The organism is Halosimplex aquaticum, assembly GCF_028747785.1.
GTDB classification, from domain to species: Archaea; Halobacteriota; Halobacteria; order Halobacteriales; family Haloarculaceae; genus Halosimplex; species Halosimplex aquaticum.
Window position 1 is genome coordinate 1,072,686 of the sequence record NZ_CP118158.1, and the last position, 26,659, is coordinate 1,099,344.

Consider the following 26,659-nt stretch of genomic DNA (forward strand, 5'->3'; position numbering starts at 1 on the left):
AAGTCGACTGGTCGGACCTCAAAGCCTACCGGTGTCGACACTGCCGGCAGGGCTGTATCAATCCGCTCGACTCCGGACCCGCCGAAGAGCGCGAGTGTAGAGCCTGCCACCGGATAGCGGACTGAGATGGGTCCGGCCGTCCGGCGTCTGCCGTCCGCGCAGTCGCACGCTCCCGCAGGTCACCCCTCGCTCGCCCAGCTGCACGTTCCCGCGAGCGACCGCGCGCGCCGGTTCCCCCTCAATGGGGGTGAGGCGCGCGCTCCCGATCGCCTCGCTCATCGCCACACCAGCGGTGAGACTGGCCAGCATTCGCCCCGAACGCTGGCACAGTCCACCGCCAGCGAGGGAGAGCGGCCGACCGCCCGGAGCGCGCCGAGCGCCCCGAGGCGCGCTCAGGTCGGCCGCCGCCGCCTCGACCCCTTGCGGGTCGACGCGGAAGCCCGAGCGCACGGGCCGACCTCCGGTCGGCCCCACTCTTGTCGCGGTGCGGAGGCACTACGATGAGTTCGGGAGAGTGCGGTTCTCGGCACACCAATGAGACTAACTCTGTAACCCCGTCTCAGCCCGGTAACTCCGCCGATGACGAGCGCGAGTTACCGACCCCGGCTGAGCGCGTTGCAGAGTTCCGCGAAGAGTACGGACACCTGGCCCGGCTGCCGCTCACCGAAGTACCCGGCCAGCGGTTGCGTGCGTCGCTGCTCGAAGAGTACACGACTGAGGTCGAGGTGGAACCGCTGACCGACCAGGAGGACGCGACGACAGTGTTTGAGTTGGACAAGCGCGTCCCGCTCACCTGGGAAGCGGCCGTAGAGCAACTGCTGGAGTCGTACGAGGATTCCAGAAACACGACGCTGAAGCTTGAACGCGGCTACGAAGGTCACCCGGAACACGAGGTGTTCCACAAGGACGCTGAAACCTCGTGGATGCCGTCGTACCAGAAACGGTACTTCGCCGAACTGAAAGGTTGGGTCCGTGAGACCATCGGCGGTACGCGCCCGAGCGGCGGCGAGTGTCCCGGAAAGTTCGAGAACCCGCACCTCGCGCTGCTGACCCGGACGGCCTCGTCGGTACCGGACGGTGACCGCCGGCCACCGGTGGACCACACCGAGCAGGTCCGAACGCCCTGGGAAGGTGTGTACCACACGCTGCGGAACCGGCTGCGGTCGCTGGGCTTCGAGAGCGACCAGTGGGACTACTACCGGAAGGAAGAGCCGCACAAGTCCGAACGCGGCGGTTCGCTGAACAGTTGCTACACCCACGAGCATGTGATGTTGATCGTCGACGGCGAGGTGTCCGCCGAGGACTTCCGCCCGGTGATGGACAAACACGTCGAGGACTGCGACTGGGCCGGTGACGACGCGCATTCGGTAGAGCGAGCGGTCGAAGTGCTGCCCGCCGACGAGGTCGAGGACGTGGCCGCGTACGTAGCGAGCTACACCGGTATCCAGCCGGCCGGTCTCCTGGAGCGGTCCATCGAGTACGTCGCCTGGGCGGCGACGCAGTGGGCTGCGAACAGGAAGCGCCGAACGCGCTCGAACGCGGCCGGCTGGGCAGCTACAGCGGACGCGTGTAAGCAACGGTTCGAGTCGGACAAGAGTGAGCAGGAGGTGACCCACGGCGAGGAGATCGTCGTCTCCGACCGGCGCGGCGTCGAGTACGAGTGTGCCGAGTGCGGGTCACCGTGGGGCATCGACCAGGACCAAACACTGACCGCTGCCCGGCTGTCCGCCGGCGACAGCGGCGGAACCACGGCCGTCGCAGACGGCGGCGTCGAGGTCCCCGACCGCGAAGAGCAGCTGCGCGAACAGTGGCCGTCCGCGACCGCGGCGGCGACGGTCGGTGAGACACCGACCGAGCGCAAGAAGCGTCAGGCCATCGAGTCGCACCTGAAGAGACACCCGAACGCCACAGTGACCGAGGTACTGGGTTTGTGTTCGCTCCCGCCCGACGACGCGAGTCTCGTCCGCGAGGTGATGGCCGGTGTCGACCGTTCCGAAGCGGTCGGCTTCGACGACCCGCCCGACTGGCGGCTCGACGCGGTGATCGTCGAGGACGAGGAACACCCGGCCGCGTCCGGCGGCGGCGTCGACATGGCCGAGGTCGTGATGCCCGTCGAGCGGTTGCTGAACGAAACCCGGTTGCAGTACCACGGTAACGAGCAGTCCCCGACGATCGTCGTCCACGGGTCGGACGGTCCCGGCGAGTCAGTCGCGTCCTACAGCGCACGCGGTCAGGCTGCTCGGCTGGTCGGACTCGGCTACAGAGAGCCGTGGGCCGCGGAGTTGCGTATGGAGTTCCAACGTCGACATCCGGACCACGACCTCGTGGAGTGCTTCGAAGAACCGGAGTGTCGGCCGCCGTCGCCCGTACGACCTGGGTGAATTCGTTTTTCCAACTTTTTTGGGACACTGCTTAGTGCGCCAGAGAAGAGGTCAAATTTAAACTCTGTCAAACAGAATTTGGATATAATATGAGCGATAATAAAGAGTGTTTCTTTATTGCACCCATTGGTGATAAAGAAAGTAAGGTCCGGGAGCGGTCGAACAAAGTTATGGAGTACATTGTAGAAGAAACTGTATCTGACTACGGGTATTCCGTGACGAGAGCAGACCAAATGGATCAACCAGGGAGCATCACGAATCAGGTGATAGAAAAGACGGTAAACAGCGAACTCGTAATAGCAGACCTAACCGGTCATAATCCAAACGTATTTTACGAACTTGCGGTAAGACACGCAACTGGCGAACCATATATTCAACTCATAAAAATCAATGAATCAATTCCATTTGATATATCTGACTTTAGAACAATTAAATACGGATTGGAAGTGGACGAAGCGGAACAAGCAAAAGAGAAAATTCGAGGTCTATTAGAATCCTTGTTAGATGGAGAACCGGAGTTCGATAACCCAATTTCTGAGTCGGCGGAGATGCAATCCTTGCGTGAAAGTGCGGATCCTACTGACCAAAATCTTGCTGAAGTGTTAGAAACAATGTATAAATTAGACAAAAAAGTAAACCAATTAGAGACGACAATACGGAATTCAAACTTGGAGTCAAATTCGCAATCTTTGTTGGGAGAATTCCAACCAAACGATGATCGCCAGAGTAGAAAGGTTAAATTTTCATCTGATAATAAAAGAGATTTATACAAAATAATTAGGCAGTCTGAGTTAGCTCACGAAAAGGGTGCATCAAAGGAGGATTTGCTTTCGACAGGTATGAGTGAAGACGAAATTGACGCTACTATTGAAGAATTGATGATGGATGGCCATATATATGAGGTAGATGAAAATATTTATAAAACTATTTAGATACATAACTCGGTCCCGAATACTCTAGTGACTGCGCGATAGAACGTAGTTCATGGCCGTACTGGAACACATCCAGACAGGCGAGCGGCGCGAGATCGACGGAGAACTCCCGTTCGGTGCGAGCTACGTGGTCGAAGGCTATGACGAAGAGAACGACGAGCTGTGGGAAGAGGAGCGCGTCGACCTCGACGGTGAGACGTACATCGTTATCGACGACGGCGTAGAGATGTTCACGACCGGTCCAGTAGACGAATAGCGTTCAATGTCAACCGACAAAACCTCGAAGTCCTGGAGTGCTTTACCCATGACGGGAGGCGTAACCGTAGCAGATCGGTAGAAAATCCCAATTGCAGATGTATGGTGCTAAATTTTCGCTGAAACCCACTATTTATAAATGGATAAAGAAATGAATTCGACTCTAAGTGATGGGCAGTAGCTTCACCAATATTGTTCTCCCTGTCGCTGTAGCTATTGGAACTGTTTTTCTTACTTTCTGGTTCCGAGAAAAACAGGCGACATTATCTGCATTGAGAGCAATAAAAACGGAACTGAAACACAATGATGAATTGGTAGAGAGTATGGTACATGATTTATTTTCAGATAGGCCTAATAATCTACAAGAGTTATTGACTATTGACACCGTTCCTTTACAAACATCAGCTTTTGACCACTTTGTAAATTCTGGAACCGCGACAAAGATACCTGATGATACTGAAGATGCGATTTGGTATCACTATTTGGTCGTTCGGATGATAAACAGAGATATCGAAAATAGATTGGATTCTGTAGATAAAAACGACCTCAAGAAGATTGATGATCGTATATTGAATCGGTTATTGTACCTCTGTGATACCACCCGTCTCGAAGTGATGGAAAACAATATACGGAATGATGATGTTGAGAAACAGATTCAAGATGCAATTCCAACTCATGAGACCTGGGAAAGTAGCTCGGAAGGCCAGACCCACTGGTTCACAGGAGTTAGATCACTGATTGATGAAGAGATTGAACGTAAGCATTGGATCCCTACATTTATTTTCAAACTCCAACACATTACAGGGGTTATATATAAAAGACGCGTAGCAGGTACGCTTGGTGGCTGATTCCTTGATAGGCTGTCGACAACTGAGTACTCGCAAGTGAATATACCGCTATGTGGGATGATAAGTTAGGTTAGACGTGTCTGTGAACAGTCGTCGAATGAGTCCCCGATGGGAGAGCGTCCTATTGATGTGGTGTCTATGGTTTCTTTTCTAATTCACTCGCGTTTAAATCGCCGTTCAGGTAGTCTTCGCCTTCCGTAGTGATTATATATTTACCCCGGTCCACCCGTTCAACCAATCCAAAATCGGATAATTCGGATAGTCTTCTACCGACCGCTTCTCTGCTTTTGTCAATGTTGTAGGCTATAATCGATGGTGAAAGAACTAGCCCGCAGGACTGTAATGCCTCCAAAATCCGCTCATCCATTGGTTGCATCCAGTCTGCGGGCTGTCGCATATCGGTGAAACTCGATCCGTGTGCAAAATGTTTCCGACAAACTGATACGAAGTCGCTGTTCGATGATTATTATATCACTAATCGTTGATTAGATTTATTATCACGGGTTAGTGATTGGATAATCACCGGAAGCCGCTCGGTGTGTCGCTCGTCGATGGGTCGACCTCCGAGAACGAGCGGACCCCGCTGCTGGCACAGCGGGTCCGCGTGGCTTCCGTAGCAGAGGTACGGAAGCATGCCGACCGAGACACCGCGAGACTATGAAAGTCTCGCACCGACCGCTGTACTGCTCGCCGACCAAGAACCCGGTGCCGCCCCGCGCGGATCACGCCGGAGGCCGACCCGATGACAGACGACCGTCTGTTCATCTGCGAAGCGTGCTCGACGGTGACGTTCGAGCCGGTGCGGGAGTGCCCGGCGTGCGGCGACACGGGTGACCCGCTGTCGCTCGCGTTCACCTTCGAACGAGGTGAACCGTGACCCGCCTGTCGGTCCGCTCCGAGTCGTCGACGGATACGCCGGTCCCAGGTGGTGAAATGGGGGAATCCGTCACTTCAGACGCTGAAGTTTCAGATTCCACTTTCACCTCCGTGGGATCCCGGATTAAAGGCAGGCTGTCTTCAGTTGGTGCTGTCATGAACCAGAAAACCCGGTGCCGTACCGGAATCCTCCGCGAGGTGAGCCGATGAGCGACGACGAACTGACCGAGCTTGCTCCCGAGCAAGCTCTGTCGATGTGGGTCGACCGGCAAAAGGCCGAGAAGTCCGAACAGACGGTGCAGAGCTACTTCTACCGCGTTCGGCAGTTCGTCGAGTGGCTGGAAGACGACGGAATCCGGAACCTGAACGAACTCAGCGGCCGCGACGTGTTCCGCTACGATTCGTCGAGACGGTCCGAGGGCCTGAGCAAGAGTGCGCTGAACAACCAACTCGGGACCATCAAGCTGTTCCTGGAGTTCTGCGTCGACGTCGAGGCGGTCCCGCCGGAACTGCCCGCGAAGGTCGACGTGCCGACGCTGTCGAAGGCCGAGCGAGCGAACGAAGAGAAGCTGTCCGCAAAGCGGGCCGAGAACATCCTGAAGAGCCTCGAACGGTACGACTTCGCCAGCCGTGATCACGCGCTGTTCGCGCTGGCGTGGCACACGGCAATGCGACTGGGTGCGCTCCGGTCGCTCGACTTGCGAGACTGTTACCTGGAAGAGGACGACCTCGACCGACTCGCCCACGAGGGCGATGTCGACCAGGAAGACCTCGACGAGCTGGAAGCTCCGTTCGTCTACGTCCGCCACCGGCCGCAGTTGGATACGCCGCTGAAGAACCAGGGTGATGGTGAGCGGCCCGTCGCGCTGTCCGACGAGATCGGCGAACTCCTCCAGGAGTACATCGAGGTGTCCCGGCCGCAGGTGGAAGATGACCACGGTCGGAAGCCGTTGTTCTCCAGCCGGAAGGGGTCCGGTCGCATGTCGAAGGGCGCGATTCGGTCGCGGTTCAACATCGTGACCCAGCCGTGCCGCTACGGGACGTGCCCGCACGACCGCGACCAGGACACTTGCGAGGCGTTGGAACACGGCTACGAATCGCGCTGTCCGTCGTCCCGGTCCCCGCACCGGATACGGACGGGCGCGATTACGAACCACAGAAACGAGGACTGGCCGCCGGAGGTCCTCGCGGAGCGCGTGAACGCGACTCCCGAGGTCATCCGGACGCACTACGACAAGCCGGACCTGCTGAAGCGGATGGAATCGCGGCGAAGTTATATGGAGTGACTGACAGATGCACGACAACACCCCCATAGACCAGATGCATAGCGTCGAAGAGGAAGCGCGTAGCTCGGCGGTCCCATCAAAGCTTTCACACCTCAAATAAGACCGGACAGCGGCAGGATCCTGTCTGTCAGCACTTCGACACCCCTTTTTCCATTCCCGTGTACTTTCGCTCGCGCTCGGGCTGAGATCCGACCTGCTGCCGTTTCCCATTCGGACAGTGTCTTCCCTGGGCCATCGGACTTTCACGAAGCCACGGCGTTATCGAGATCTCGTCCCCAGTCGATCGATGATTCTCAGTTGATTCCGGTCCTCTCCGCCATAGAATCTACTTCGATACCACTCCGTGAGTATTCTCTGCAGGTCGAATCACAGTATCTTGATCGTTCATCATGTAATACCCCACACCTTCATCACCCTCTCGTCGGAACGGGGACCCCTTTCGTACCTTGAGGCCTCTGAGTACCCGTTTCAACTCTCTCGAACTGGCACCCAACCCCACCTGTCCGCCGTCATCTGGTAACTACTACGCTCGTATCAAGCAGTTAATTACAGCCAAAATCAGCGCACAGAAAGGAATATAAGAGGAAACTATGATCGACTGTAGGCATGGAGCAGGCAAAGTCGGCGGTCGGGATCTTCGTCGTGATGATCGCGGTCGGCGGCGCCTCGGCGGGCGTAGTCTCCGCGGACGGGGACGGACGCTCGCTGGCGATGGAACTCACATCGGAGACGAACGCGTTCGCCGCCGACACGGACGGCGACGGACTGGACGACAGCGAGGAGATCTCACGGGGCACTAACCCGCTCTCGTTGGACTCCGACGGCGACGGTATGGACGACGGTCTGGAACTGAACCGCTACGGGACGGACCCCAATTCGATCGACTCAGACGGGGACAGGATCCCCGACGGGACGGAAATCGAGGACCACGGGACCGACCCGACGGTCGCGGATACGGACGCTGACGGACTCGCGGACGGGACGGAGATTACCGAACACGAGACGGACCCGCTCGCGGCCGACTCCGACGGCGACGGACTCGCGGACGGCACCGAAGTAGAAGAACTGGATTCGGACCCGGCCGCTGCGGACAGCGACGGTGACGGGCTGGCCGACGGCCGCGAGCGCGAGCTGGGGACCGACCCGGGCGCCGCCGACTCCGACGACGACGGCCTGGACGACGGGGCGGAGATCGACGAGTACGACACCGATCCCGCCGCCGCTGACTCCGACGGCGACGGGCTTGTCGACGGTCGCGAGCGCGGTGCGAACGCCGACCCGCTGGTCGCCGACACCGACGGTGACGGCGTCCCGGACGGCGAGGAAGTGAACGACTACGGGTCGAAGCCGACCGCGACGGACAGCGACGGCGACGGCCTCTCTGACGGCGAGGAGGTCTCCGACGATCCGGCGATGGCCGAGGCCGACCCCGCTCGGTTCGACGTCTTCGTCGAACTCGACTACATGAGCGGGCGGAAGCCCTCCGCGGAGGCCATCGACATGGTCGTCGAGGAGTACGCCGACGCCCCCGTCGAGAACCCGGACGGCTCGACGGGCATCTCGCTCCACGTCGACGTCGACGACGAGATCGCGCGATCGCCGACGACGAACCTCACCGAGCGCGGCCAGATCATGGCCGAGCACATGGACCACGACGGGAAGGGCTACCACTACGGCGTTTTCGCCGTCGATCCGTACCTCAACGGGCGCGACGTCGCTGGCTTCTCGTCTATCCGGAACAACAACGGGGCGATGGTGTGCAAAGCGCTCGATCCCCCGCTGTATCAGGCCAACCACTTCATGCACGAACTCGGCCACTCCGTCGGCCTCGGTCACGGCACGTACCGCGGGATCGACTCCGACGGCGTCCCCTACGGTGAGTACTCCAGCGTCATGAACTACAACAGCGGTCGCGAGGTGCTCGGGTACTCCGACGGCGACCCGTTCGACGACTGGCAGTACATCGAAGAGCACGTCTACACGCCGTCGGCGGAGGATATCGGCGAGTAAGGGATTGAACAGACGAGTAAGACCGCGACAGCGATCCGGTGAGACAGCAAGCAGCGGCCGCGGCGACAGCAGCCCGCGGCCGTCTCGGCGACGTTAGTGAGTGGTCTCGGGGAGGTCGAACTCGGCGCGCTCGACGCCCCCGTCTCCGGTGCGCGCGAGCGAGACGAGCGACTCGGGCGTCTCGACGAGGACGGCCTGGCCGCCGTCCGCGGACCGGTTCGCGCGGATGACGTTCTCGCAGACGACGTTGCCCTTCTGGACTGGTTCGTCCTGGCGCGTGTGCCCGACGATCTGCGGCTGGGCGTTGCCGGGGAGGAACTGGAAGTCCAGCCACGCGACGCCGGCGCCGAACCCGCGACCGCTCTGTCGGCCGAGTCCGAGGACTCGCCGGTAGTCGTCGACGAGGCGGCGCTGGGTGTCAGCGTCTTCGGACGCGCCGACGGTCTCGCGGAGTTCGAGTGCGGCGTCGACCAACCGGTCGTTGAGATCCGCGGCCTCGTAGTCGGTGACGAGGCCGGCGTGAGCGTAGGTGAAGTTGTATCCCTCGTACGCGGCGACCAGCCCGCCGCGTTCGACCGCTTCGCACAGCTGTCGCCGCTCGGCGTCGGTTCGCTGCCCGGAGAACCACGCCTCCCAGTTGACGAGGTCGCGGAAGAGCACGCCCCACTCGTGGTTGCCGAGAGTCACGCGCACGTGGCCGGGCGGGGCCTCGCGGGCGAGGCGCTCGACCAGTTCGATGACGCCCTCGTTGTCGGGGCCGCGGTCGACGAGGTCGCCGTTGACGACGAGGACCGACTCGTCGCCGGCGGCCCAGTGGAGCCGGCCCTCGTCGTCCGCCTCGACGAGCGGATCGTAGTCGGGATGGTCGCCGAGCGTCGTGAGGGCGCGTCGGGCGTCGCCGAGGTAGCCGTGGAGGTCGCTGACGCTGACTATCCGCGGAGCGTCGGCGTCGAGCCCGTCCACCCCGTCCCTGGCGTCGGTCGGCACTGCGTCGCTGTCGCCGGCACTGAGTTCTATCATAGCAACTCTGTCATCTCTCGTTTTGAACGAGTGCCCGCTACGCTCGTAGCTGTCAAAATTGCTTCGGGTCGCTTCGCGGGTCGTCTGGGGGGTCGGCAAACACAAAACTCATATCGTCGGCCTGAAAGAACTAAATAGATGAAGCGAGTGCGGCAGTTGGCGTCCCGAGCCTACGAGCGACTGCTCGAATGGGAGCTGTCGGGGACTCCCAGTCACGTCGCCGTCATCCAGGACGGCAACCGCCGGTACGCACGGAACAACGGTGACGACGCCACCGACGGGCACCGCGCCGGCGCCCAGACGACCGAGCAGGTTCTGGAGTGGTGTCAGGAAGTCGGCGTCGACGAACTGACGCTGTACACCTTCTCGACGGAGAACTTCGACCGGCCCGAGGAGGAGAACGAAGCGCTGTTCGACCTGCTCTGCGAGAAGCTTCGGGAGTTCGCGGACGCCGACCGCGTCCACGACTCGGAGGTCCGCATCCGGGCCATCGGCGAGACCCACCGGCTGCCCGACCGGGTCCGCGAGGCGGTCGAGTACGCCGAGCGCCGGACCGCCGGCTACGACCAGCTTCACCTGAACATCGCCCTCGCGTACGGCGGTCGGGCGGAACTGCTCTCGGCCGCCCGGGACGTCGCTCGCGAGGTCGACGAGGGCGCCCTCGACCCCGACGCCATCGACGTCGAGACGGTCGAGGAGCGCCTCTACAGGGGACCGAGCCGCGACGTCGATCTGATCGTCCGCACGGGCGGCGACGAGCGCACGTCCAACTTCCTGCCGTGGCACGCCAACGGCAACGAGGCGGCCGTCTACTTCTGTACCCCCTACTGGCCGGAGTTCCGGAAGGTCGACTTCCTGCGGTCGATCCGCACCTACGAACACCGCGAGGAGTCCTGGCGCAAGACCCGCGCCAGGCGAGCGCTGGCGCTCGTCAAGGCGCTGGGCGACGCCGAAGTCGGCGAAGCCCGCAGAGTCCTCAGCCGGTTCAAGGACGCGCTCCCCAGCGCCGAACGCCAGGCGATCGAAGAGGAGACCGACGCGGAACTCGAACACCCGGCCGACTGACCCCGCGACGACGCCGGGCCGATCGTCGCGAGAACTCCGTTTCTTCCGTTTCCGTCCGGTTCGGTTCGTTCGGTGGCCGCTCTCGTGCCACGCGTGTACGCGTGACGATACGTTTAAGTCGGGTGCGGAGTGACATAGAGTATCATGGCACATTCGGGTTCCGACGCCGACGCGTTCGTGACGCGCGGGAGGCGCCCCCGGAGCGTCGCGCGGGCGAGTCGCCGGCTCGGGCTAGCGATGCTGGGGGCGGCCGGGCCGGCGATCCTCACCGCGTTTCTCGTCGCGGTGACTCGCGAGGGGACGGCCGGACCGGTGGCCTGGGTCGGCGAAGCGATGGCCACGCCGCTGCTGGGCGGCGAGGGGATCACGTGGGCGTTCCACGTCGCGGCGGTCACGGCGCTGGCCGGAGTCTGGGTCGTCGGCTTCGCGCTCGTCGTGGAGGGATACTTCGGCGTCGAGTAGTAGCACGGCGTCGAGAAGGGCCGAGGAACTCGTTTTGCGGACCTGTCCGTCACTCGTCGAGACACGCCGTCAGTCGTTGCCGCGCGCTTCGGGGGTCACGTCTGCGCGGCCGTCGGCCGCCGCGTCGCTGTCCTGGACGCGGAAGCCGCCGGCTTCGGGGCGAGCGGCGAGTTCTCGCTGCGGGAAGGGGATCTTGATGCCGTCCTCCTCGAAGGCGGCCTTCACCGAGGAGATGACCGCGGAGACGGCCTTCCACTTGCGCGGCGGCGTCGGGTGGTCGATCCAGAAGCGCATCTCAAGGACGACCGCTGAGTCGCCGAACTCCTTCGGGAACACCTGCGGCGGCGGCGCGTCGACGACCTCCGGGAGCCCGGAGATGGTCTCGACGGCGACCTGCTTGGCGCGCTCGGGGTCGGCGGCGTAGTCGATGCTCACGTCGACACAGATCCGCAGGAGCCCCTTCTGGCTGCGGTTCGTGATGGGCCGGTCGGAGACGCGGTCGTTGGGGATGATGACGAACTCGCCGTCGAAGTTCTCCAGGCGGGTGTTGAAGATGGTGATGTCGGTGACGATCCCCTCCTGGTCGCCGACCTGGACCCAGTCGCCGATGGTGAACGGCCGGGAGAACATGAGGACGAACCCGGCGATCAGCGACCCGAGCGTCTGGCGGGCGGCGAAGCCGACGACGATGCCGAGGAACCCGGCCCCGACGAGCAGGCCGCTCAGGTTCTGTCCCCAGACGCTGAGGATGACGAGGCCGGTGAATCCGAAGAGGACGAGCTGAGAGGTCCGGAGGACGATCTCCTCCTGGTGGTCGGTCATCCAGTCGGCCTGCCGGCCGAGGTTCGCGACGGCGTCTGAGAGGAATCGCGCGCCGGCGTACGCACTGAGCGCTATCAGGACGCTCGCGACCAGCCGACCGGCGGCCTTCGCCGGGGCGTCCAGTTCCTGGACGGTCTCGTCGATGTACGCGCCGTGGCCCCAGAGAACCAGCAGCGACAGTCCGCCCACGACGAGGAACCCGAGCTGGACCGCGCGCAACAGCGCCCCGCTGAGGGCCCACTGTAGTGTCGACTGCCGGGCCATGGCCGCGAGTCGGGGGAGGACGACCCAGCCGACGACAGCGAATACCGCGACGAGCAGCGCCGTCGCGCCCAGTCGACTCCCGAGCGTCTCGAACCCGGCGAGGAACGCGCGGATCGACTCGACCGCCGTCGCCTGGAGCATACCTGTCCCATCGTGAATCGATCGGCTTGGGCGTTGTGTTTGTTCAGGCCCCGAGCGAACGGCTCTCACGGCGGCCCGCAGCGGCCGTCCTGACCGACGAACACGCGCGCTGCACCGGCGAACACGCACGCCAAACCTACTTTACCGGTCCCGCCTGTTGACGTCCTATGGGTGTCTGTCTGTGGGAGTGACAGGTCAGGTGGCACGGTCCGCCAATCGACCGCTCGGCGCGGGCGTGGCCTTCGCAGCGTCGGCGCTGTTGTACACGGCCGCGTACGTTCGATTCGTCAGTCCGTACGGCCTCTTCGTCGTGTCGGCGTCGGTGTTGGTCGTCTCCGCGTCCGTCGCGGCGTTCTGTTCGGGGGCGATCGTCTGGCGCTACCCGCTCTCGTGGACCGCCGAGCGGACGTACCGCGGGCACGCGCTGGCCGGGTTCCTCGTCGGAGTCATGACGCTCGTACTCGCGCCCCCGCTCGCCGTGCTCGGGATGATGTCGCCGCTGGTCACCAGCTGGCCGCCAGACGTCTCGCTCATCACGCCGCTGCTGATCGCGGGAACCCTGCTATCGGCCGTCGCGTACGGGATGGTCGGGACGGTCATCGCCCTCGTCGCGACGGCGGGGACGCCCGTCGTCGTCACAACCTTCACCGGCCTCGGCCTCGGCTATCTCCGGCGTCGATACGACGGCCCCGTCACTGCGTCCGGGGGTGAGGCAAGTGCCTGAGCCCCAAGACGCCGATCACCTGTTCGACCTCGGGTTCGGGTTCATGGCCTCGCGCGCGCTCGCCGCGGCCGTCGAACTCGGCGTGTTCGCCGAACTCGCCGCGGAGCCGCTGTCCCGGGACGCGCTCGCCGATCGGACCGGCGTGGCCGACCGCGGCGCGGCGGACTTCTTCGACGCCCTCGTCGCGCTCGACCTCCTCGAACGGGTCGCCGACGCGCTGGCCGGCGGCGGCCGACTCGTGGTCTACGGGACGATCGTCGACGACGACCGCCGGGAGAACGCTCACGCGCTCCTGATGAGCCTGAACATGCTCGTGACGATGGACGGCGGCCGCGGATACACCTTCGCGGAGTGCGAGTCGTGGCTCGACGAGGCCGGATTCTCGGAGACTCGGCGGGCGGACCTGCCCGGCCCCGATTCGCTGATCGTCGCCGAACGGTGAGGCCCAGATGGGAAGGGACCACCAGCACTTTCACGATCCGCTGACAGTACTCACTCATGGGGTTCCCGACCGATAGATCGGCCGTCGTGCGCCGACTGGGCGAGCGCGCGGACGAACCCGCGACCGCCGCCGGCGTCGTCGGCACGACGGCGCTGGCGTTCAGCGGGCTCTACTACGGGAACATGGTCCTCGGCCACTGGGGATCAGTCGCTGCGGGGGAGTACGAGGCGGTGGCCGGACTGACGGCGCTGTTCCTGCTGACCGTCACGAACGCCGCCGTCGTCACCTGGCTCGTCTGGTCGAGTCGCGACCTCTCGGACGAGTGGGGGTACCGGCGCGGAGCGGCGACCGGACTGCTCGTCGGCGTCGCCTCGCACCTGACCCTCGGCCTCGTCGTGGTCGCGTGGAGCCTGCTCGCCGGCCGCGCGTCGATGACGACAGGACTCTCCGCCGTCCCCTCGTACTTCCTGATCGTCTTCGCCAGCGTCGTCTTCACGGCCGGCGTCCCGCTCGTTCTGAGCGTCGGGTCCGCGCTCGCACTCACGCACTGCCGGAAGCGGGTACGAGCGGATTAGGCGCCCGATATCGGCCGTTTCATTCACGTCTGCGCTCCGAGTACGACCGGGGAGAGCCAGACGCTTTTCCACGTGAGGCACCAACTGTGGGTATGTCATTCGACGACCGATGGCGGCGGCTCCGCGAACGCTGCGACTCGCTGGAACCCGACGCGGTCCTGGTGACGCCGGGGGACGAACGGGTGTTCGCGGTCGACCGCACAGACGACGAGGGGATCTTCGTCACGTTCCGCGAGGGGCGCGAGCGGACGCTCCGGCGCGACCAGTTCGAGACGCTCGCGGACCGCGTCGCGGACGACCCGCTCGAACTCGACTCGCTCCCGCCCGGCGTCGGTCCGTACGTGGCCGTCCTGTCGCTCGCGCCGGGGTTCGTCGTCGAAGGCGGCGCGTTCCGAACGACGGACGAAGCGAGCGACGCGGGCGATATCGGCCGCGAAACCGGCGGCGAGTACGACAGCCCGTTCGTCCGATCGCGGTGGGACGTGCGCCGGCCGCCCGAGTCGGTCCACGACGACGCGCTGTTGCTCGCCGACTGGCTGGAGCGCCACGACGCGACCGACCTGGGTACGCTGTCGTCCGCCGACGCCGTCGACCTGTACGTCCTCCTCTCGGACGTCCAGCGGGGCGCGGACGACCTGCGCCGGGACGTCGGCGACGAACTCCTCGACTACGTCGGCCCCGAGGGGCGACTCAGCGGGCAGTTCGGCACGATCACCCGGACCCACCGGAAGCGCCGCCAGCTGAAAGACGACGAGGCGATCTTCGACCGTCTCGACGAGGCGGACGTGCCCCGCGAGTGGGTCCTCGGCGTCGACCCCGACAAACTCGACGTGGTCGTCGCCACGACGGACGTCGGGGAGGACGAGGTGTACGATATCCACGACCAGTACTACGTCCAGAAGACGGGCGTCGACTCCGGGGAGAAGCGCACCCGCCTCCGCGGACTCAGGGACCGCCTTGAGGAACTCGACGACGACGAGGCCGACGAGATCCGCGAGGAGATAGACCACCTCGAAGGCAGGATCGACGACCTGCTGGCCGCGGGGTGACCGCCGTGCTCGTCTTCGGCGACGCCCACGCCGCCGATCCCGACAACCGCCGGTACCTGCTCGCCGCCTACGAAGCGGGCGACGCCGACCGCGCGCTCCACGTCGGTGACCTGGAGCACTACGACCTGCCTGTCCCCACGTGGTTCGTCGCGGGGAACAACGAGGACTTCGACGTGATCGACTCGCTGCGAGCGACCGCTTCGGACGGCAACGAACGCGAAAGCGTCGACGGCGGCGTCCGGAACGTTCACTTGCTCGCCGGCCAACTCGCCGAGGTCGATGGCCTGACGGTACTCGGGCTCTCCGGCAACTTCGCGCCGACGAAGTACGACTGCGACCGCGGCGACCTCACCGGCGGCCGGCGCCGTCACTTCACACGCGCGGACGTCGAGCGCGCTATCGACAGCGGACGCGACGCCGACGTCGACGTGCTCCTGACGCACGAGGCGCCACACGGCCTCATCAGCTACGGCTACGACCCGGGGAGCGATCCGGTCGACGAACTGATCGACGCCGTCGAGCCGGCGCTGTGTCTCGTCGGCCACCACCACCGCCACGCCGAGACGACTATCGGGGAGAGTCGCGTGGTCGCGCTGGCGCCGGTGTGGGAATCGTACTACGACCTCGACACGGCGACGCTCGCGCTGGAGCGGTTCGAGACGCCGGACGAACGCGAGTGAGAAGTTCCGAGAGTCGCCCGCTCAGACGCCGCGGCCCTGCATCTTCTCCTCTTCGGGCAGGTCGACGTTGGCGTCGCCCTTCATCCCCTTGCCGATGTTCGAGGAGATCTCGGCCAGCTTCTCGGGGTCGTCCCAGTTGTTCACCGCTTCGACGATGGCGCGGCCCATCGCCTCGGGATCCTCTGCACCGAAGATGCCCGAGCCGACGAAGATGCCGTCGCAGCCGTGGTGCATCATCAGCGCCGCGTCGGCCGGCGTCGCGATGCCGCCGGCGGCGAAGTTGACGACCGGCAGGCGCTCCATCTCGGCGGTCTCGTGGACGAGGTCGGCCGGCGCGTCGTTCTCGCGGGCCCATGCCTCCCGTTCCTCGTGGGTCATGCCCTGGAGCTCGCGGATGGCGCTTTTGATGTTGCGCTGGTGGTGGACGGCCTGGTTCACGTCGCCGGTGCCGGCTTCGCCTTTCGTCCGGATCATCGCGGCGCCCTCGTCGATGCGGCGCAGGGCCTCGCCGAGGTTGCGCGCGCCGCAGACGAACGGCGCGGTGAACTCGCGCTTGTCGATGTGGTAGCGGTCGTCGGCGGGCGTCAGGACCTCGCTCTCGTCGACCATGTCGGCGCCGACGGCTTCGAGGATCTGGGCCTCCTTCGTGTGGCCGATGCGGGCCTTGCCCATCACCGGGATGGACACCTCGTCGATGATCTCCCGGAGCGAGGCCGGGTCGGCCATCCGGGCGACGCCGCCGCGCTTGCGGATGTCGGCCGGGACGGCTTCGAGGTTCATCACCGCGACGGCGCCCACGTCCTCGGCGATGCGGGCCTGCTCGCGGTTCACGACGTCCATGATGACGCCGCCCTTCTGCATCTTCGCGAACCCGCGCTTGACCAGGTCGGTCCCGCGGCGGAGTTCCTCAAGGTCCGTTTCGTCGGTCATGTCCCGAACTTCGCGTCGGAATCACTTAACGAGTATCGTTTGCGCGTCTCCTTCCCCACCGGTCGCCGCGACCGCCGCCGTGTGTTAACACTCTTGGCACGCTCGCCCGTTGGCGCGAGCATGACGGACACGCAGCCGACGGACGGGCCGTTCGCGGCCGAGGTGACGATCGACGCCGACGACCGGAGCGACTGGTCGGTCTCCCCGCGGATCTTCGGCGCCTACGTCGAACACTACGGCCGCGAGATCTACCCCGGCATCTACGCCGAGCACGCGACGAACAACTCCTTCGAGCCGTGGAACTTCGACCGGAAGACCGCCGAGCGGAGCCGCCTCGCCTACGACGAAGACGACCTGCCCGAACACGACGGCATCGCCTACCCGTGGCAGCCGATCGGCGACGCCGACTACGAGATGCCGACCGGTGGCGTCCACGGCGGTGACGACGCCCACTTCCAGCGAATCACCGTCCACGGAGACGGCGCTGCAGACGACAGTGCCGCGGGCGGCGTCTCCCAGCGGGTCCCCCTGCCGGACTACCGCACGGCCGAGTACGATCTCTCCGTCTCGGTCCGCGGCGCGGACGTCGACGCCGTCGAGGCGCGACTGACAGACTTCGGCGGCGAGGTGCTCGCTTCCGAATCGATCCCGGTCACCGGCGAGTGGGTCCGCCACGAGGACCTCTCGCTCGAACTCGCTAGCGAGAGCGACGCTCGCTACCCCGCCGAGGGGACCGACGGCAACTTCCGCGACAACTCCGCCCCGCACGGCGAGTACAGGCTCCAGTTCGTCGCCGAGGGCGACGGCCACGTCGACCTCGACTGGGTGATGCTCATGTCCGGCGACGCCGTCGACGGCAAGTTCAACCCCGAGATGCTGGAGCGGATGGAAGCGATGGAGGTCGAGTCGATCAAGTGGCCGGGCGGCAACTTCGCGAGCCACTACCGCTGGCGCGACGGGGTCGGCCCGCTCGAAGACCGGCCCGTCAGCGAGGCGCCCGGCTGGAGCGGCCTCGAACCCAACTTCCTCGGGACGGCCGAGTACATCGAACTCTGTCGGAAGCTCGGCGTCGAGCCGATGATCACGGTCGGCTGGTGGGAGGAGATCGGTCCCGCGGAGGCCGCCGACTGGGTGGAGTACTGCAACGGCGACCCCGAGGAGACCGAGATGGGCGCGCTGCGGGCCGAACACGGCTACGAGGAGCCATTCGACGTGCAGTACTGGGAGATCGGCAACGAGGTCTGGGGCGACTGGCAGTTCGGCCACACCTCCGATCCCCGGGAGTTCGCCCGCGGGTCCGACGAGCGCGAGGGCGCCGACGCCTACTACGACGCGATGACCGCGGTCGACCCGGACATCACGGTCTTCGCCGACCTGCTCGACCCCGGATACACCCGCTTTGAGGCGGACGCCGACGAGTGGGCCGAGGCGCTGTTCACCGAGGTCGGCGACCGCATCGACGGCGTCGACACCCACCACTACAACTTCGGGATCCGCCGCAGTGACGACGACAGCCCCGAAGAGTGGGTCGAGGAGCACGACGCCGGGCCGGTGGACTACCTGGAGACGCTCGTCGCCTACCCGACGCAGTACGAGGAGGAGCTGGCCGGCCTCGCGGAGGACGCCGCAGAGCACGGCGTCGATCCGTTCGTCATCAACGTCGGCGAGTGGGGCCTGTACGTCCACGTCGGCGAGGACTGGCCCGACATCGGGATGGGGACGACCGCCAACGCCGCATACACGTCGGGGATGTTCGGCGCGTTCGTCCGGCAGGGCGACGCCGTCCGTCGTGCATCGCACACCCACATGCCGATCAAGCAGTTCCCCGACACCGGCGGGACGAACGCCACGCCGCTTTCCCCCGTCGCGCGGGTCCAGCAACTGTACGCCGAGGTGCTCGCCGACGGCCGCTCGTGGCACGCCCTCGGCGTCGACGTCGGCGGCCCGACGCGGACGCTCCCCGAACTGGGCACCCGGATCCAACGGATGGAGGGCGTCCCGTACGTCGACGCGACGGCCGTTGTCGACGACGCCAGCGAGGAACTTGTGGTCTTCCTGACGAATCGCAACCTCTCCCACGAGGGGACAGTGAGCGTCGACCTCGACGCCGACGCGGCCGGCCGCTCGGTCACCGTCGAGGTGCTGGAACCGACCGAGAGCCCACACGACAGCCAGGAGTCCCGCACCGAACCTGACGCCTACCGCATCGATCACTCGACCGAGACGGTAAGCGACGACGGCACGCTCGAAGTCGCGCTCGCGCCGTCAGCGGTCGCGCGACTGCGGATCGACTGACCGGGATCGTCGAGCGACGCGTTTCGCCGCCCGGATCACTACCGTTTTTGCCGGCGGGGGCCGTCCCGTCTGCCATGTCCGCCTCCGACGGGGTCGGCCGGCGGTTCGAGCGCGTCGTCGCCCGATACTTCGACGCCCCGCTGCCCGATTCCGAGGGGCTGCCCCGCTACGTCGCCCCGCTGCCCGACTGGGTCGAGGACGTCGGCCTGCGCCTCGCCTGGCCCATCGCGCTCGTCAACCTCGTCGGGACGCTGTTCGGCTTCTGGTACTACGCGGGGCAACCGGCCAACCTCGCACCGCCGCTCCTCGGGGGACAACTCGGCGCCGCACCGCTGCTCGCCTACCCGCTCATCCCCGACTCGCCCGTGGCGACCATGTTCATCGGCCTCTCGCTGGCCGCCTGGCGGCTCGACGTCGACGCCGGGCCGCTGCACGCCCTGGCCTTCTTCGGTTGCATCAAGCTCGGCCTCTGGACGCCGTTCGTCCAGCTCGTCCTCAACGGCCCCGGCGGGATCGCCGCCTGGCTCTACTGGTTCCTGATCCTGAGCCACCTCGCGATGGCCGTCGAGGCGTTCCTGATCCACCGCTACGCGGCGTTCTCCGTCGGCTCGGTCGCCGTCGCGCTCGCGTGGTACGGGTTCAACGACGTCGTCGACTACTTCTGGCCGGTGCTGGAGGGACCGCACCACACCTGGCTGCGGGCCGAACCGTTCGCCGCCGTCGGCGTCCCCGACCACGCCGTCCTCGCCCACGATCTGGCGGCGGGATGGGCCGTCGTGCTCACGCTCGTCGCGACGTTCCTCGCGCTCGCGACCCGCGTCGAGAAAGTGAAGCGGAGCGCTCACTGATTTCGAACCTGCCCCAGCCTGTCGGACCGGAACGCAACCCATACGCCGGTGGGACGGCTACGGCGTCCCGATGACCGACCCCCTCCGCTCGCGCGACGGCGACCCCGTCACCGGCGAGTTCGTCGAGCGCGAGAACCGCTTCGTGATCCGCGTCGACTTCGGCGACGAGGTCGGCGACGCCTACCTCGGCGACCCCGGGAAGCTCCGGAACGTGCTCGTCCCGGGGTACGAGGTGCTTTGCGACCCCGTCGACGACCCCGACCGGGCGACCGACTACGACGCCATCGCGATCCGGGTCGACGGCGACGACGGGAGCGATCCCGTCCAGGTCAGCCTCCGCGCCGCGCTCGCGAACGACCTGTTCTTCGAAGCGCTCGACGCCGGTCACCTGCCGGCGTTCGACTGGGCCGACGCGGTCACGGCGGAGCCGTCGCTGCCCGACCACGGACGCGCGGACTTCCGGCTCGAATCCGCCGACGGCGACCGGACCGCCTACGTCGAGGTGAAGTCCACGACGCACGTCGACGACGCCGTCGCGAAGTTCCCCGACCGACCCACCGAACGCGGTCGCCGCCACCTCCGCAGCCTCGAATCCCTGGTCGCCGACGGCGTCGAAGCGCATCTCGTCTTCGTCGTCCAGCGGCCCGACGTCGAGCGGTGGGAACCGTTCCGCGAGGTCGACCCCGAGTTCGCCGATCTGCTCGCGCAGGTCGCCGACGCGGGCGTCGAAGTGCACGCGCTGGTCACCGAATTCGACCCGCCGCACTACTCGCTACATCGGACGGATCTACCTGTAAAACTCGACTGAAACGGAGAGCGCTGCGCTCAGCCGACGATGACGATGGCGCTCTCGGTCTCGATCATCTCGCCTTCGCCCGAGTAGGTTCGAGCCTCTTCGATCTCGTACATCTCCGCGTCGAGTTCGACGCCGGCGACCTGCAGTTTTCCGTCGACTTCCTCGAACTCGCCGGCCTCGATGGCGGCGTCGATGTCGCCGACCTCGCTGCCGTACTCCGGCCCGACAAGCGAGTAGTCGAGGTCGACGCCGGTGACCTCGGTGGTGACCTCCGGCGCCTCGTCGAGCGTCTCGAGCTCGTCGACGTGCATCGCCTCGGCGATGGCGTCCTCGAAGCCGGCGACGCCGCCGTAGACACGGACGCGGTCGAGGTCGGCGTTGAGCGCCAGTCCCGAGTCGGTCTTGTACCGGCGCAGCGCGGCGATGACCTCCATCGCCGTCTCGCCCGCGTCGAGGTCGGCCTCGTAGCCGCGGGTCTCCGGCCAGTCGGTCGTGTGGACGGAGTCCAGTTCGCTCCCGTCGTCCATCCCGCCGTCGGCGTCCTCGCGAGTCGAAGACGAGGGAGGGCTCGCTGAGCTTTGCTCAGCGGTGTAGAGGCGCTGCCACAGCTCCTCCGTGACGTGGGGGAGGAACGGCGCGAACAGTTTCAGGAACGTCCGGTGGGCCGTGACCAGCGCGTACTCCGTCCCCGGGTCGCCGCCGTCGCTGAGGCGCTGTTTCGCGATCTCCAGGTAGTCGTCGCAGAAGGTGTTCCAGAAGAACGAGCGCAGTTCGTTGCGCGCCTTCGAGAACTCGTAGGCCTCGAACTGCTCGGTGAGCGAGGCGATCGCGTCGTCGAGTTCGGCGAGGATCCAGCGGTCGACGGCCGCCAGGTCCTCGTCGGCCGGCGCTTCGACGGCCTCCGGCGCCGGAGTCAACTGGTCGATGAGGCGGGAGGCGTTCCAGAGCTTCTGGAGCAGGCGCTCGCCGGCCTCCAGGTCGCCCTCCTTGTAGGGGAAGTCGTCGCCGATGGAGGTGCCCGCGGCCCAGAACCGCGCGGCGTCGACCGGGAAGTTCGCGGTCACCTCCTCGGGGGGGATCACGTTGCCCTTCGACTTCGACATGGCCTCGCGGTTCTCGTCGAGGACCATCCCGTTGATCATGACGCTCTCGAAGGGGACCTCGCCGGTGTGCTCGTAGCACTTGACGACGGTGTGGAACAGCCAGAACGAGATGATGTCGTGGCCCTGCGGGCGCAGGTCGAACTGGTAGAGCTCCGGCCGCTCCATCGTGAACTCCTCGGCCTCGTCGTCCCAGTCCCACCCGGCGTTGACGAGCGGGGTCAGCGACGAGGTGGCCCAGGTGTCGAAGACGTCCTCCTCGGGGCGGAAGTCGCTGCCGCCGCACTCGGGACAGCTATCGACCGGCGGGTCGTCAGAGAGGGGGTCGACGGGGAGGTCGGCCTTCTCGGCCATGATCGTCTCGCCGCACTCGTCGCAGTACCAGACGGGGATGGGGATGCCCGAGTCGCGCTGGCGGGAGATACACCAGTCCCACTCCAGCCCCTCGATCCAGTGCTGGTAGCGGGTGAACATCTTCTCGGGATACCACTCCATCTCGCGGCCCGCTTCGAGGTAGTCGTCGGTCTTGTCGAGCATCTCGACGTACCACTGCTCGGTGACGAGGTACTCGACCTCCGTCTCGCAGCGCTCGTGGACCTGGACGGTGTGTTGGTGGTCGCGACTCTCGATGAGCGCGCCGGCGTCGTCGAGGTCGTCGATGATGGCCTCGCGGGCCTCCTCGGTGGTCATGCCCTGGTAGTCGCCGGCGAGGTCGGTCATCGTCCCCGACTCGTCGATGGCGATACGCAGCGGCAGGTCGTGGGCCTGGTACCACTCGATGTCGTTCTGGTCGCCGAAGGTACAGCACATGACGATGCCGCTGCCGGTCTCCATGTCGACCCGCTCGTCCTCGATGATCGGGACCTCCTGCCCGAAGATGGGGACCCGCGCGGTGCCGCCGACGAGGTGCTGGTTGTCCTCGTCGTCCGGGTGGACGAACACGGAGACGCAGGCCGGCAGGAGTTCGGGACGGGTCGTCGAGATGGTGAACGTGGCGTCCTCGTCGGCCTCGCCCTCGCCGGTCTCCAGCAGGTCGAAGTGGATGTCGTTGAACAGCGTGTGCTTGTCCTTGTCCTCCTGCTCGACCTGCGAGATGGCCGTCTCGCAGTCAGGACACCAGATGGTGGGCGCGCGCTGGCGGTACTCCCGGCCCTGCTCGTAGAGGTCGATGAACGAGAGCTGGGAGATGCGCTGGACGCGCGGCTCGATGGTCTTGTAGGTGTTGTCCCAGTCGACGGAGACGGCGAGCGACTGGACGTCGTCGGTGAACGACGCCTCGTAGTCGGCGCAGACGTCGCGGCACTTCTCCTGGAACTCCCGGCGCGTGAAGTCCTGGTGGCGGATGCCCAGCTCGCGCTCGGTCAGGCGTTCGGAGGCGATGCCGTTGTCGTCGTAGCCGAACGGGAAGTAGACGGCCGGGTCGGCCATCCGGTGATAGCGCGCGACGAAGTCCTGCAGGGTGAACTGGTAGAGGTGCCCCATGTGGAGGTCGCCCGAGACCGTCGGCGGCGGCGTGTCGATGCTGAAGGCCGTGTCGGCGTCGAGCGCGGCCTCGCGGTCGTAGGCGTAGGTGTCCTCCTCGACCCAGCGGCGCTGCCACTTCGATTCGACCGCTTCGGGGTCGTACTCGCCGGGGAGTGCCGCGTCGGACTCCGCAGTCCCGTCGTCGCCGGCGTCGGCGGCCCCTGCGTCGCTGTCGGTACTCATCGGGATTCACTCCCCTGGAGGGGCGGTTCTGTCCGGGGCCCGAGCGGGCTGTTCGTCCGTCGATGCTGTCGGTCGGTGTGTAGTGTGGCGTCGTCCATCGGTCTGTATCGGCTGCTGGTCGGTGAAGCGGTGCGAACGCGGCGTCAGAATGGGGTTGTGCGGGGCTAAGGGGCCCCTACACGTACGGCGTCGGCTACGGAGGCCGGGGGCTCGTTCGTGGCGCGACCGTCGATTCCGGCGAACGGCCCTGTCATCGGTAGAGAGTGGACGAGGCTGGAAAATAACTCTTACGTCATCCCGACGGAGATTCACACGCCGCGCCCGGCGACGCGCTTCAGCAGAAGTTCTGCGTGGCGTAGACCTTCACCTCGCCGTCGACCTCCGCGGTGGCGACGCCGACCCCCTCGTGCGCCCAGTACGAGCGGAGGACGTTCTCGCGGTGCCCCTCGGAGTCCATCCACTGGGCGACGATGCCGCGTCCGATCGCCGTCTCGTTACCGTTGTAGGAGATCGATCCCTCGTCCGACTCGACGGTGACGTTGGCCCAGGTGTAGGCGATGTTCTCCGCGCCGGTCACGAACTCGTCGCCCACGCCGGTGTCGATCCGGCACTGGTAGCCGAAGCGATCGTAGCGGTCGGCGCGCGTCTCTCCGTCGGGCGAGGTGTGCGCGAAGTAGCCGGCCTCGGCCATGTCGCGGCTGTGATACCGCGCGGCCGCCCGCAGTTTCGGCGCCATCCGGAGCCGCGAGAGGCCCCGCTCGGTCCGGATCTCGTTGACGCGGTTGTGGATAGCGAACTCGATCTTCGAGATATCGAGGTCGGTCTCCCGCTCGTCGGTCGGCGGGACTGTCGGGGGCTCGGGTGTCGGCGTGGGGTCGACCGTCGGCGGGTCGGTCCCCTTGACGCCGGACTCGTGTTCCTCCGCCGTGGTGGCGGTCTCCTCGTCGAGGAGGCTGATCCCCTCGCCGCCGTTCGGAACCTCGACCTCGTCGGTGCCACTGCCCCCCGTCTCCTCGACCTGCACCGAGACCTGGACCGGGCCCATATCGGTGACTGCCACCACGCCCGCCACCGCCAGCGCCGCGCCCAACCCGACGAACAGGAGTTCCTTCGTCGCCATTTACGTGTAACTACGGTATCATTCTGCCCTTCTATACTTTTGCTGTAGAAAATGTTACACGAGCGCCTTCCGCGAGCGGACGCCGCGTCCGTGGGACGGTGCGAAACGCCGCGAGGCCGACATCGAAACCGAGTCCGATGTCCGTGGTCTCTCCGAGACCTGTGGATCCGCTCCGCTCCCCGCGTCAGTCGCTCTCGCCCGCACTCGGCGGGGACGGGACCGTGCCACCGGACTCGTCGTGACAGCGGAAAATTAAATACGACCCGATCGGTCCACGGTACTATGGAGTCCAGGCTGGTCGCTGCTGGGGTGGCGGCGTTGGTGTGTGCGACCGTCTTCCTCTCCGTCGGCGTCGCCTCGGTCCACGGCCAGGGGGCCGGAGAGAGCCTGACGATCCCGTCCGAGGACGCCGTACTCGTCGACATCAGGCCGTCCGGGGACGACACGGTGACGGTGTTCCTGCCGGTCCGGTCGACCGACGACCCGGAGGCGGCCGCGGGTCGACTGGCCGACGACGCGTCGATCCCCGTCCACGAGGTGTCGACTCGCCAAGTCGACGCCAGGATATCGCAGTACGTCAACGGACAGCTCGTCGAGGGAGGCGAACTCTACCGGACCGAGATCCGGACCGAGGTCGACGCCCGGACGGGGCCGCTGAGCGGAGCGGTCCCGAGTGAGGCACTGGCCGGAGTCGCGCCGACAGACGCGCCGACGTTCGTCGTCGACGTCCCGCCCGGAACGACGGTCAGTCAGGGGTCGGTCCGGTCGCGGTCGCTCTGGAACGCTCGGTACGAACTGACGCACGCCGACGTGCGCGGCGAGGACGCGATCACCTACCGGTTCCCGATCGGAACGATCAACGCCCTGGCCGCCCTCCTCGTCCTGTCGTCGGGCGGGACGTACGCCGTGGTCCGGTACCGCGCCCGCTCGATCGCGGACGGTCCCGAACCGGCGGCTGACCGGGTCCACGCTGTCCGGAAGACGAGGGCCAACGCGGTCCTGCTCGGATCGGCCGCGGCGGCCGGTATCGTGCTGTGGCTGGGCAGTCAGTCGCTCGTGTCGCTGGTCGCGGACGCGTTCCTCCCCGCCGTCCCCACGGGCGCGTGGGTGTCGGCGTCCCAGTGGGCAGTCGGGCTGGCCCCGTTCATCTGTGCCGTCTGGCTCAGTACGGCGTTCGCCACCGAACCGGTGGTCCGTGACCTCGTCGACGCCCGGTACAGTCCGCTGGCGTCCCTCGCGGACTGGGGGAAGTCGGCGCTCTACCGCCTCGGCCGCTACTGGGCCGCCGGCGTCGTCCTGCTGACGCTCGCGCCGGCGATCGTACAGTGGCCGCTCCTCGGCGGTCTGGTCGTCTCGCTGCTGGTGGCGGTCGACCAGTTCCTGCGACCGCTCGCGATCAGGGCGTTCGACGACACCGGCGCAGTGACGGCCGAAGTCGGACGCGAGGTGACCGAGTTCTGCGACCGCCAGGACGTGTCCGTCCGCGGAATTCGGCTGCTGGACACGGGAGACGCTCGCCACGCCGACGCGGTGATCACCGGGTTCGCGGGCTACTACTGGGTCTTCCTCACCGACGACCTCCTGGCGGAGTTCGACGCCGAGGAGATCCGGGCGCTCGTCGCGCACGAACTGGGCCACGTCAAGCGCCGACACCTCCGCAATCAGGTGCTGTTCACGCTCGGGTACTGGGCGCTCGCGTTCGCGGCCGTCGTCAAGGTGTCACTGGGCCTGTGGGCGTTCCTGGCTCCGGCGTGGGTCTACCAGTACGCCCTCCGGTGGCTCGCACGGGGCCAGGAGTACCGTGCCGACGAGTACGCCGCGGCGGCGACGAGTCCCGGCGTTTACGCCCGGGCGCTCGAGCGGGTAGGGGCCGTGAACTTCGCGCGGCGCAACGGTGGGATCGCTCACAATTACGGGGCTGTGCCGCCGTCGATAGACGACCGCGTCGCGCGAGTCCGAGAAGGCGGCGAGTCGGCCGAGAAAGCGGGCGAAGAGACGCAGTCGACGGCGGCGTCGGTCGCCAGGGAGTAA

At 65.7% G+C, this 26,659-nt stretch carries 24 protein-coding genes; 18 read left to right on the forward strand and 6 right to left on the reverse strand.

Annotated features, from left to right (window positions below):
- Positions 1-500 precede the first annotated feature (500 nt).
- The 4 genes from PSC72_RS05310 to PSC72_RS05325 all read left to right on the forward strand — a co-directional run bounded on the left by PSC72_RS05310 (position 501) and on the right by PSC72_RS05325 (position 4,416).
- The gene (locus PSC72_RS05310; RefSeq protein WP_274324853.1) at positions 501-2,381 is read left to right on the forward strand and encodes a hypothetical protein; all 1,881 of its coding nucleotides are present in this window, start codon (positions 501-503) and stop codon (positions 2,379-2,381) included.
- Between the two features lie 89 nt (positions 2,382-2,470).
- Positions 2,471-3,313, forward strand: a complete 843-nt coding sequence (locus PSC72_RS05315) for a hypothetical protein (protein ID WP_274324854.1) — start codon at positions 2,471-2,473, stop codon at positions 3,311-3,313.
- 52 nt (positions 3,314-3,365) lie between these two features.
- The gene (locus PSC72_RS05320; RefSeq protein WP_274324855.1) at positions 3,366-3,569 is read left to right on the forward strand and encodes a hypothetical protein; all 204 of its coding nucleotides are present in this window, start codon (positions 3,366-3,368) and stop codon (positions 3,567-3,569) included.
- 169 nt (positions 3,570-3,738) lie between these two features.
- Positions 3,739-4,416 (forward strand): hypothetical protein, encoded by a 678-nt coding sequence (locus PSC72_RS05325; protein ID WP_274324856.1) that lies wholly within the window; start codon positions 3,739-3,741, stop codon positions 4,414-4,416.
- A 136-nt stretch (positions 4,417-4,552) separates the two neighbouring features.
- On the opposite strand, the gene PSC72_RS05330 is transcribed toward PSC72_RS05325, so the two are convergent.
- Positions 4,553-4,813, reverse strand: a complete 261-nt coding sequence (locus PSC72_RS05330) for a MarR family transcriptional regulator (protein WP_274324857.1) — start codon at positions 4,811-4,813, stop codon at positions 4,553-4,555.
- A 345-nt stretch (positions 4,814-5,158) separates the two neighbouring features.
- Here PSC72_RS05330 and PSC72_RS05335 point away from each other — a divergent pair, with 345 nt between their 5' ends.
- From PSC72_RS05335 to PSC72_RS05345, 3 genes are all read left to right on the forward strand, one after another.
- Entirely contained in the window at positions 5,159-5,293 is a 135-nt protein-coding gene (locus PSC72_RS05335) for a hypothetical protein (RefSeq protein WP_274324858.1), read from the forward strand.
- A gap of 205 nt (positions 5,294-5,498) precedes the next feature.
- Positions 5,499-6,578: a tyrosine-type recombinase/integrase gene (locus tag PSC72_RS05340; protein ID WP_274324859.1), complete on the forward strand. Its 1,080-nt coding sequence runs from the start codon at positions 5,499-5,501 to the stop codon at positions 6,576-6,578.
- Between the two features lie 606 nt (positions 6,579-7,184).
- A complete protein-coding gene (locus PSC72_RS05345) occupies positions 7,185-8,588 on the forward strand; it encodes a zinc metalloprotease (RefSeq protein ID WP_274324860.1) in 1,404 nt (467 codons plus the stop codon).
- Positions 8,589-8,681: 93 nt separating this feature from the next.
- Here PSC72_RS05345 and PSC72_RS05350 read toward each other — a convergent pair whose 3' ends face one another.
- The gene (locus PSC72_RS05350; RefSeq protein ID WP_274324861.1) at positions 8,682-9,608 is read right to left on the reverse strand and encodes a metallophosphoesterase; all 927 of its coding nucleotides are present in this window, start codon (positions 9,606-9,608) and stop codon (positions 8,682-8,684) included.
- 138 nt (positions 9,609-9,746) lie between these two features.
- Between PSC72_RS05350 and uppS the strand changes: the two genes are divergently transcribed.
- Together uppS and PSC72_RS05360 are read left to right on the forward strand one after the other, a co-directional pair.
- Positions 9,747-10,673 carry a polyprenyl diphosphate synthase gene (gene uppS / locus PSC72_RS05355; protein WP_274324862.1) on the forward strand — a complete coding sequence of 309 codons (927 nt, stop codon included), beginning with the start codon at positions 9,747-9,749 and terminating at the stop codon, positions 10,671-10,673.
- A 144-nt stretch (positions 10,674-10,817) separates the two neighbouring features.
- Positions 10,818-11,135, forward strand: a complete 318-nt coding sequence (locus PSC72_RS05360; protein WP_274324863.1) for a hypothetical protein — start codon at positions 10,818-10,820, stop codon at positions 11,133-11,135.
- Positions 11,136-11,204: 69 nt separating this feature from the next.
- On the opposite strand, the gene PSC72_RS05365 is transcribed toward PSC72_RS05360, so the two are convergent.
- Positions 11,205-12,362, reverse strand: coding sequence for a mechanosensitive ion channel family protein (locus PSC72_RS05365; protein ID WP_274324864.1), 1,158 nt, complete (start codon positions 12,360-12,362; stop codon positions 11,205-11,207).
- A 199-nt stretch (positions 12,363-12,561) separates the two neighbouring features.
- Between PSC72_RS05365 and PSC72_RS05370 the strand changes: the two genes are divergently transcribed.
- From PSC72_RS05370 to PSC72_RS05390, 5 genes are all read left to right on the forward strand, one after another.
- Positions 12,562-13,086: a hypothetical protein gene (locus PSC72_RS05370; RefSeq protein WP_274324865.1), complete on the forward strand. Its 525-nt coding sequence runs from the start codon at positions 12,562-12,564 to the stop codon at positions 13,084-13,086.
- Positions 13,079-13,528 carry a methyltransferase family protein gene (locus PSC72_RS05375; protein ID WP_274324866.1) on the forward strand — a complete coding sequence of 150 codons (450 nt, stop codon included), beginning with the start codon at positions 13,079-13,081 and terminating at the stop codon, positions 13,526-13,528. Before PSC72_RS05370 ends, PSC72_RS05375 begins: the two co-directional genes overlap by 8 nt.
- A 56-nt stretch (positions 13,529-13,584) precedes the next feature.
- A complete protein-coding gene (locus PSC72_RS05380; RefSeq protein WP_274324867.1) occupies positions 13,585-14,103 on the forward strand; it encodes a hypothetical protein in 519 nt (172 codons plus the stop codon).
- A 92-nt stretch (positions 14,104-14,195) separates the two neighbouring features.
- Positions 14,196-15,152: a hypothetical protein gene (locus PSC72_RS05385; RefSeq protein WP_274324868.1), complete on the forward strand. Its 957-nt coding sequence runs from the start codon at positions 14,196-14,198 to the stop codon at positions 15,150-15,152.
- Between the two features lie 5 nt (positions 15,153-15,157).
- Entirely contained in the window at positions 15,158-15,832 is a 675-nt protein-coding gene (locus PSC72_RS05390) for a metallophosphoesterase family protein (protein ID WP_382261847.1), read from the forward strand.
- A gap of 21 nt (positions 15,833-15,853) precedes the next feature.
- Here the strand turns inward: PSC72_RS05390 and pdxS are convergent, their stop codons facing one another.
- A complete protein-coding gene (pdxS, locus tag PSC72_RS05395; RefSeq protein WP_274324870.1) occupies positions 15,854-16,762 on the reverse strand; it encodes a pyridoxal 5'-phosphate synthase lyase subunit PdxS in 909 nt (302 codons plus the stop codon).
- 120 nt (positions 16,763-16,882) lie between these two features.
- Here pdxS and PSC72_RS05400 point away from each other — a divergent pair, with 120 nt between their 5' ends.
- The 3 genes from PSC72_RS05400 to sfsA all read left to right on the forward strand — a co-directional run bounded on the left by PSC72_RS05400 (position 16,883) and on the right by sfsA (position 20,713).
- Positions 16,883-19,057 carry a hypothetical protein gene (locus tag PSC72_RS05400; protein ID WP_274324871.1) on the forward strand — a complete coding sequence of 725 codons (2,175 nt, stop codon included), beginning with the start codon at positions 16,883-16,885 and terminating at the stop codon, positions 19,055-19,057.
- 74 nt (positions 19,058-19,131) lie between these two features.
- On the forward strand, positions 19,132-19,905 hold the full coding sequence (locus PSC72_RS05405) for a DUF1405 domain-containing protein (protein ID WP_274324872.1): 774 nt from the start codon (positions 19,132-19,134) through the stop codon (positions 19,903-19,905).
- 70 nt (positions 19,906-19,975) lie between these two features.
- On the forward strand, positions 19,976-20,713 hold the full coding sequence (sfsA, locus tag PSC72_RS05410; RefSeq protein ID WP_274324873.1) for a DNA/RNA nuclease SfsA: 738 nt from the start codon (positions 19,976-19,978) through the stop codon (positions 20,711-20,713).
- 17 nt (positions 20,714-20,730) lie between these two features.
- Here sfsA and PSC72_RS05415 read toward each other — a convergent pair whose 3' ends face one another.
- Both PSC72_RS05415 and PSC72_RS05420 read right to left on the reverse strand, forming a co-directional pair.
- Positions 20,731-23,508, reverse strand: a complete 2,778-nt coding sequence (locus tag PSC72_RS05415) for a valine--tRNA ligase (protein WP_274324874.1) — start codon at positions 23,506-23,508, stop codon at positions 20,731-20,733.
- 334 nt (positions 23,509-23,842) lie between these two features.
- Complete coding sequence (locus tag PSC72_RS05420) at positions 23,843-24,628, reverse strand: CAP domain-containing protein (RefSeq protein WP_274324875.1); 786 nt, start codon at positions 24,626-24,628, stop codon at positions 23,843-23,845.
- A 282-nt stretch (positions 24,629-24,910) separates the two neighbouring features.
- Between PSC72_RS05420 and PSC72_RS05425 the strand changes: the two genes are divergently transcribed.
- On the forward strand, positions 24,911-26,659 hold the full coding sequence (locus tag PSC72_RS05425) for a M48 family metalloprotease (protein ID WP_274324876.1): 1,749 nt from the start codon (positions 24,911-24,913) through the stop codon (positions 26,657-26,659).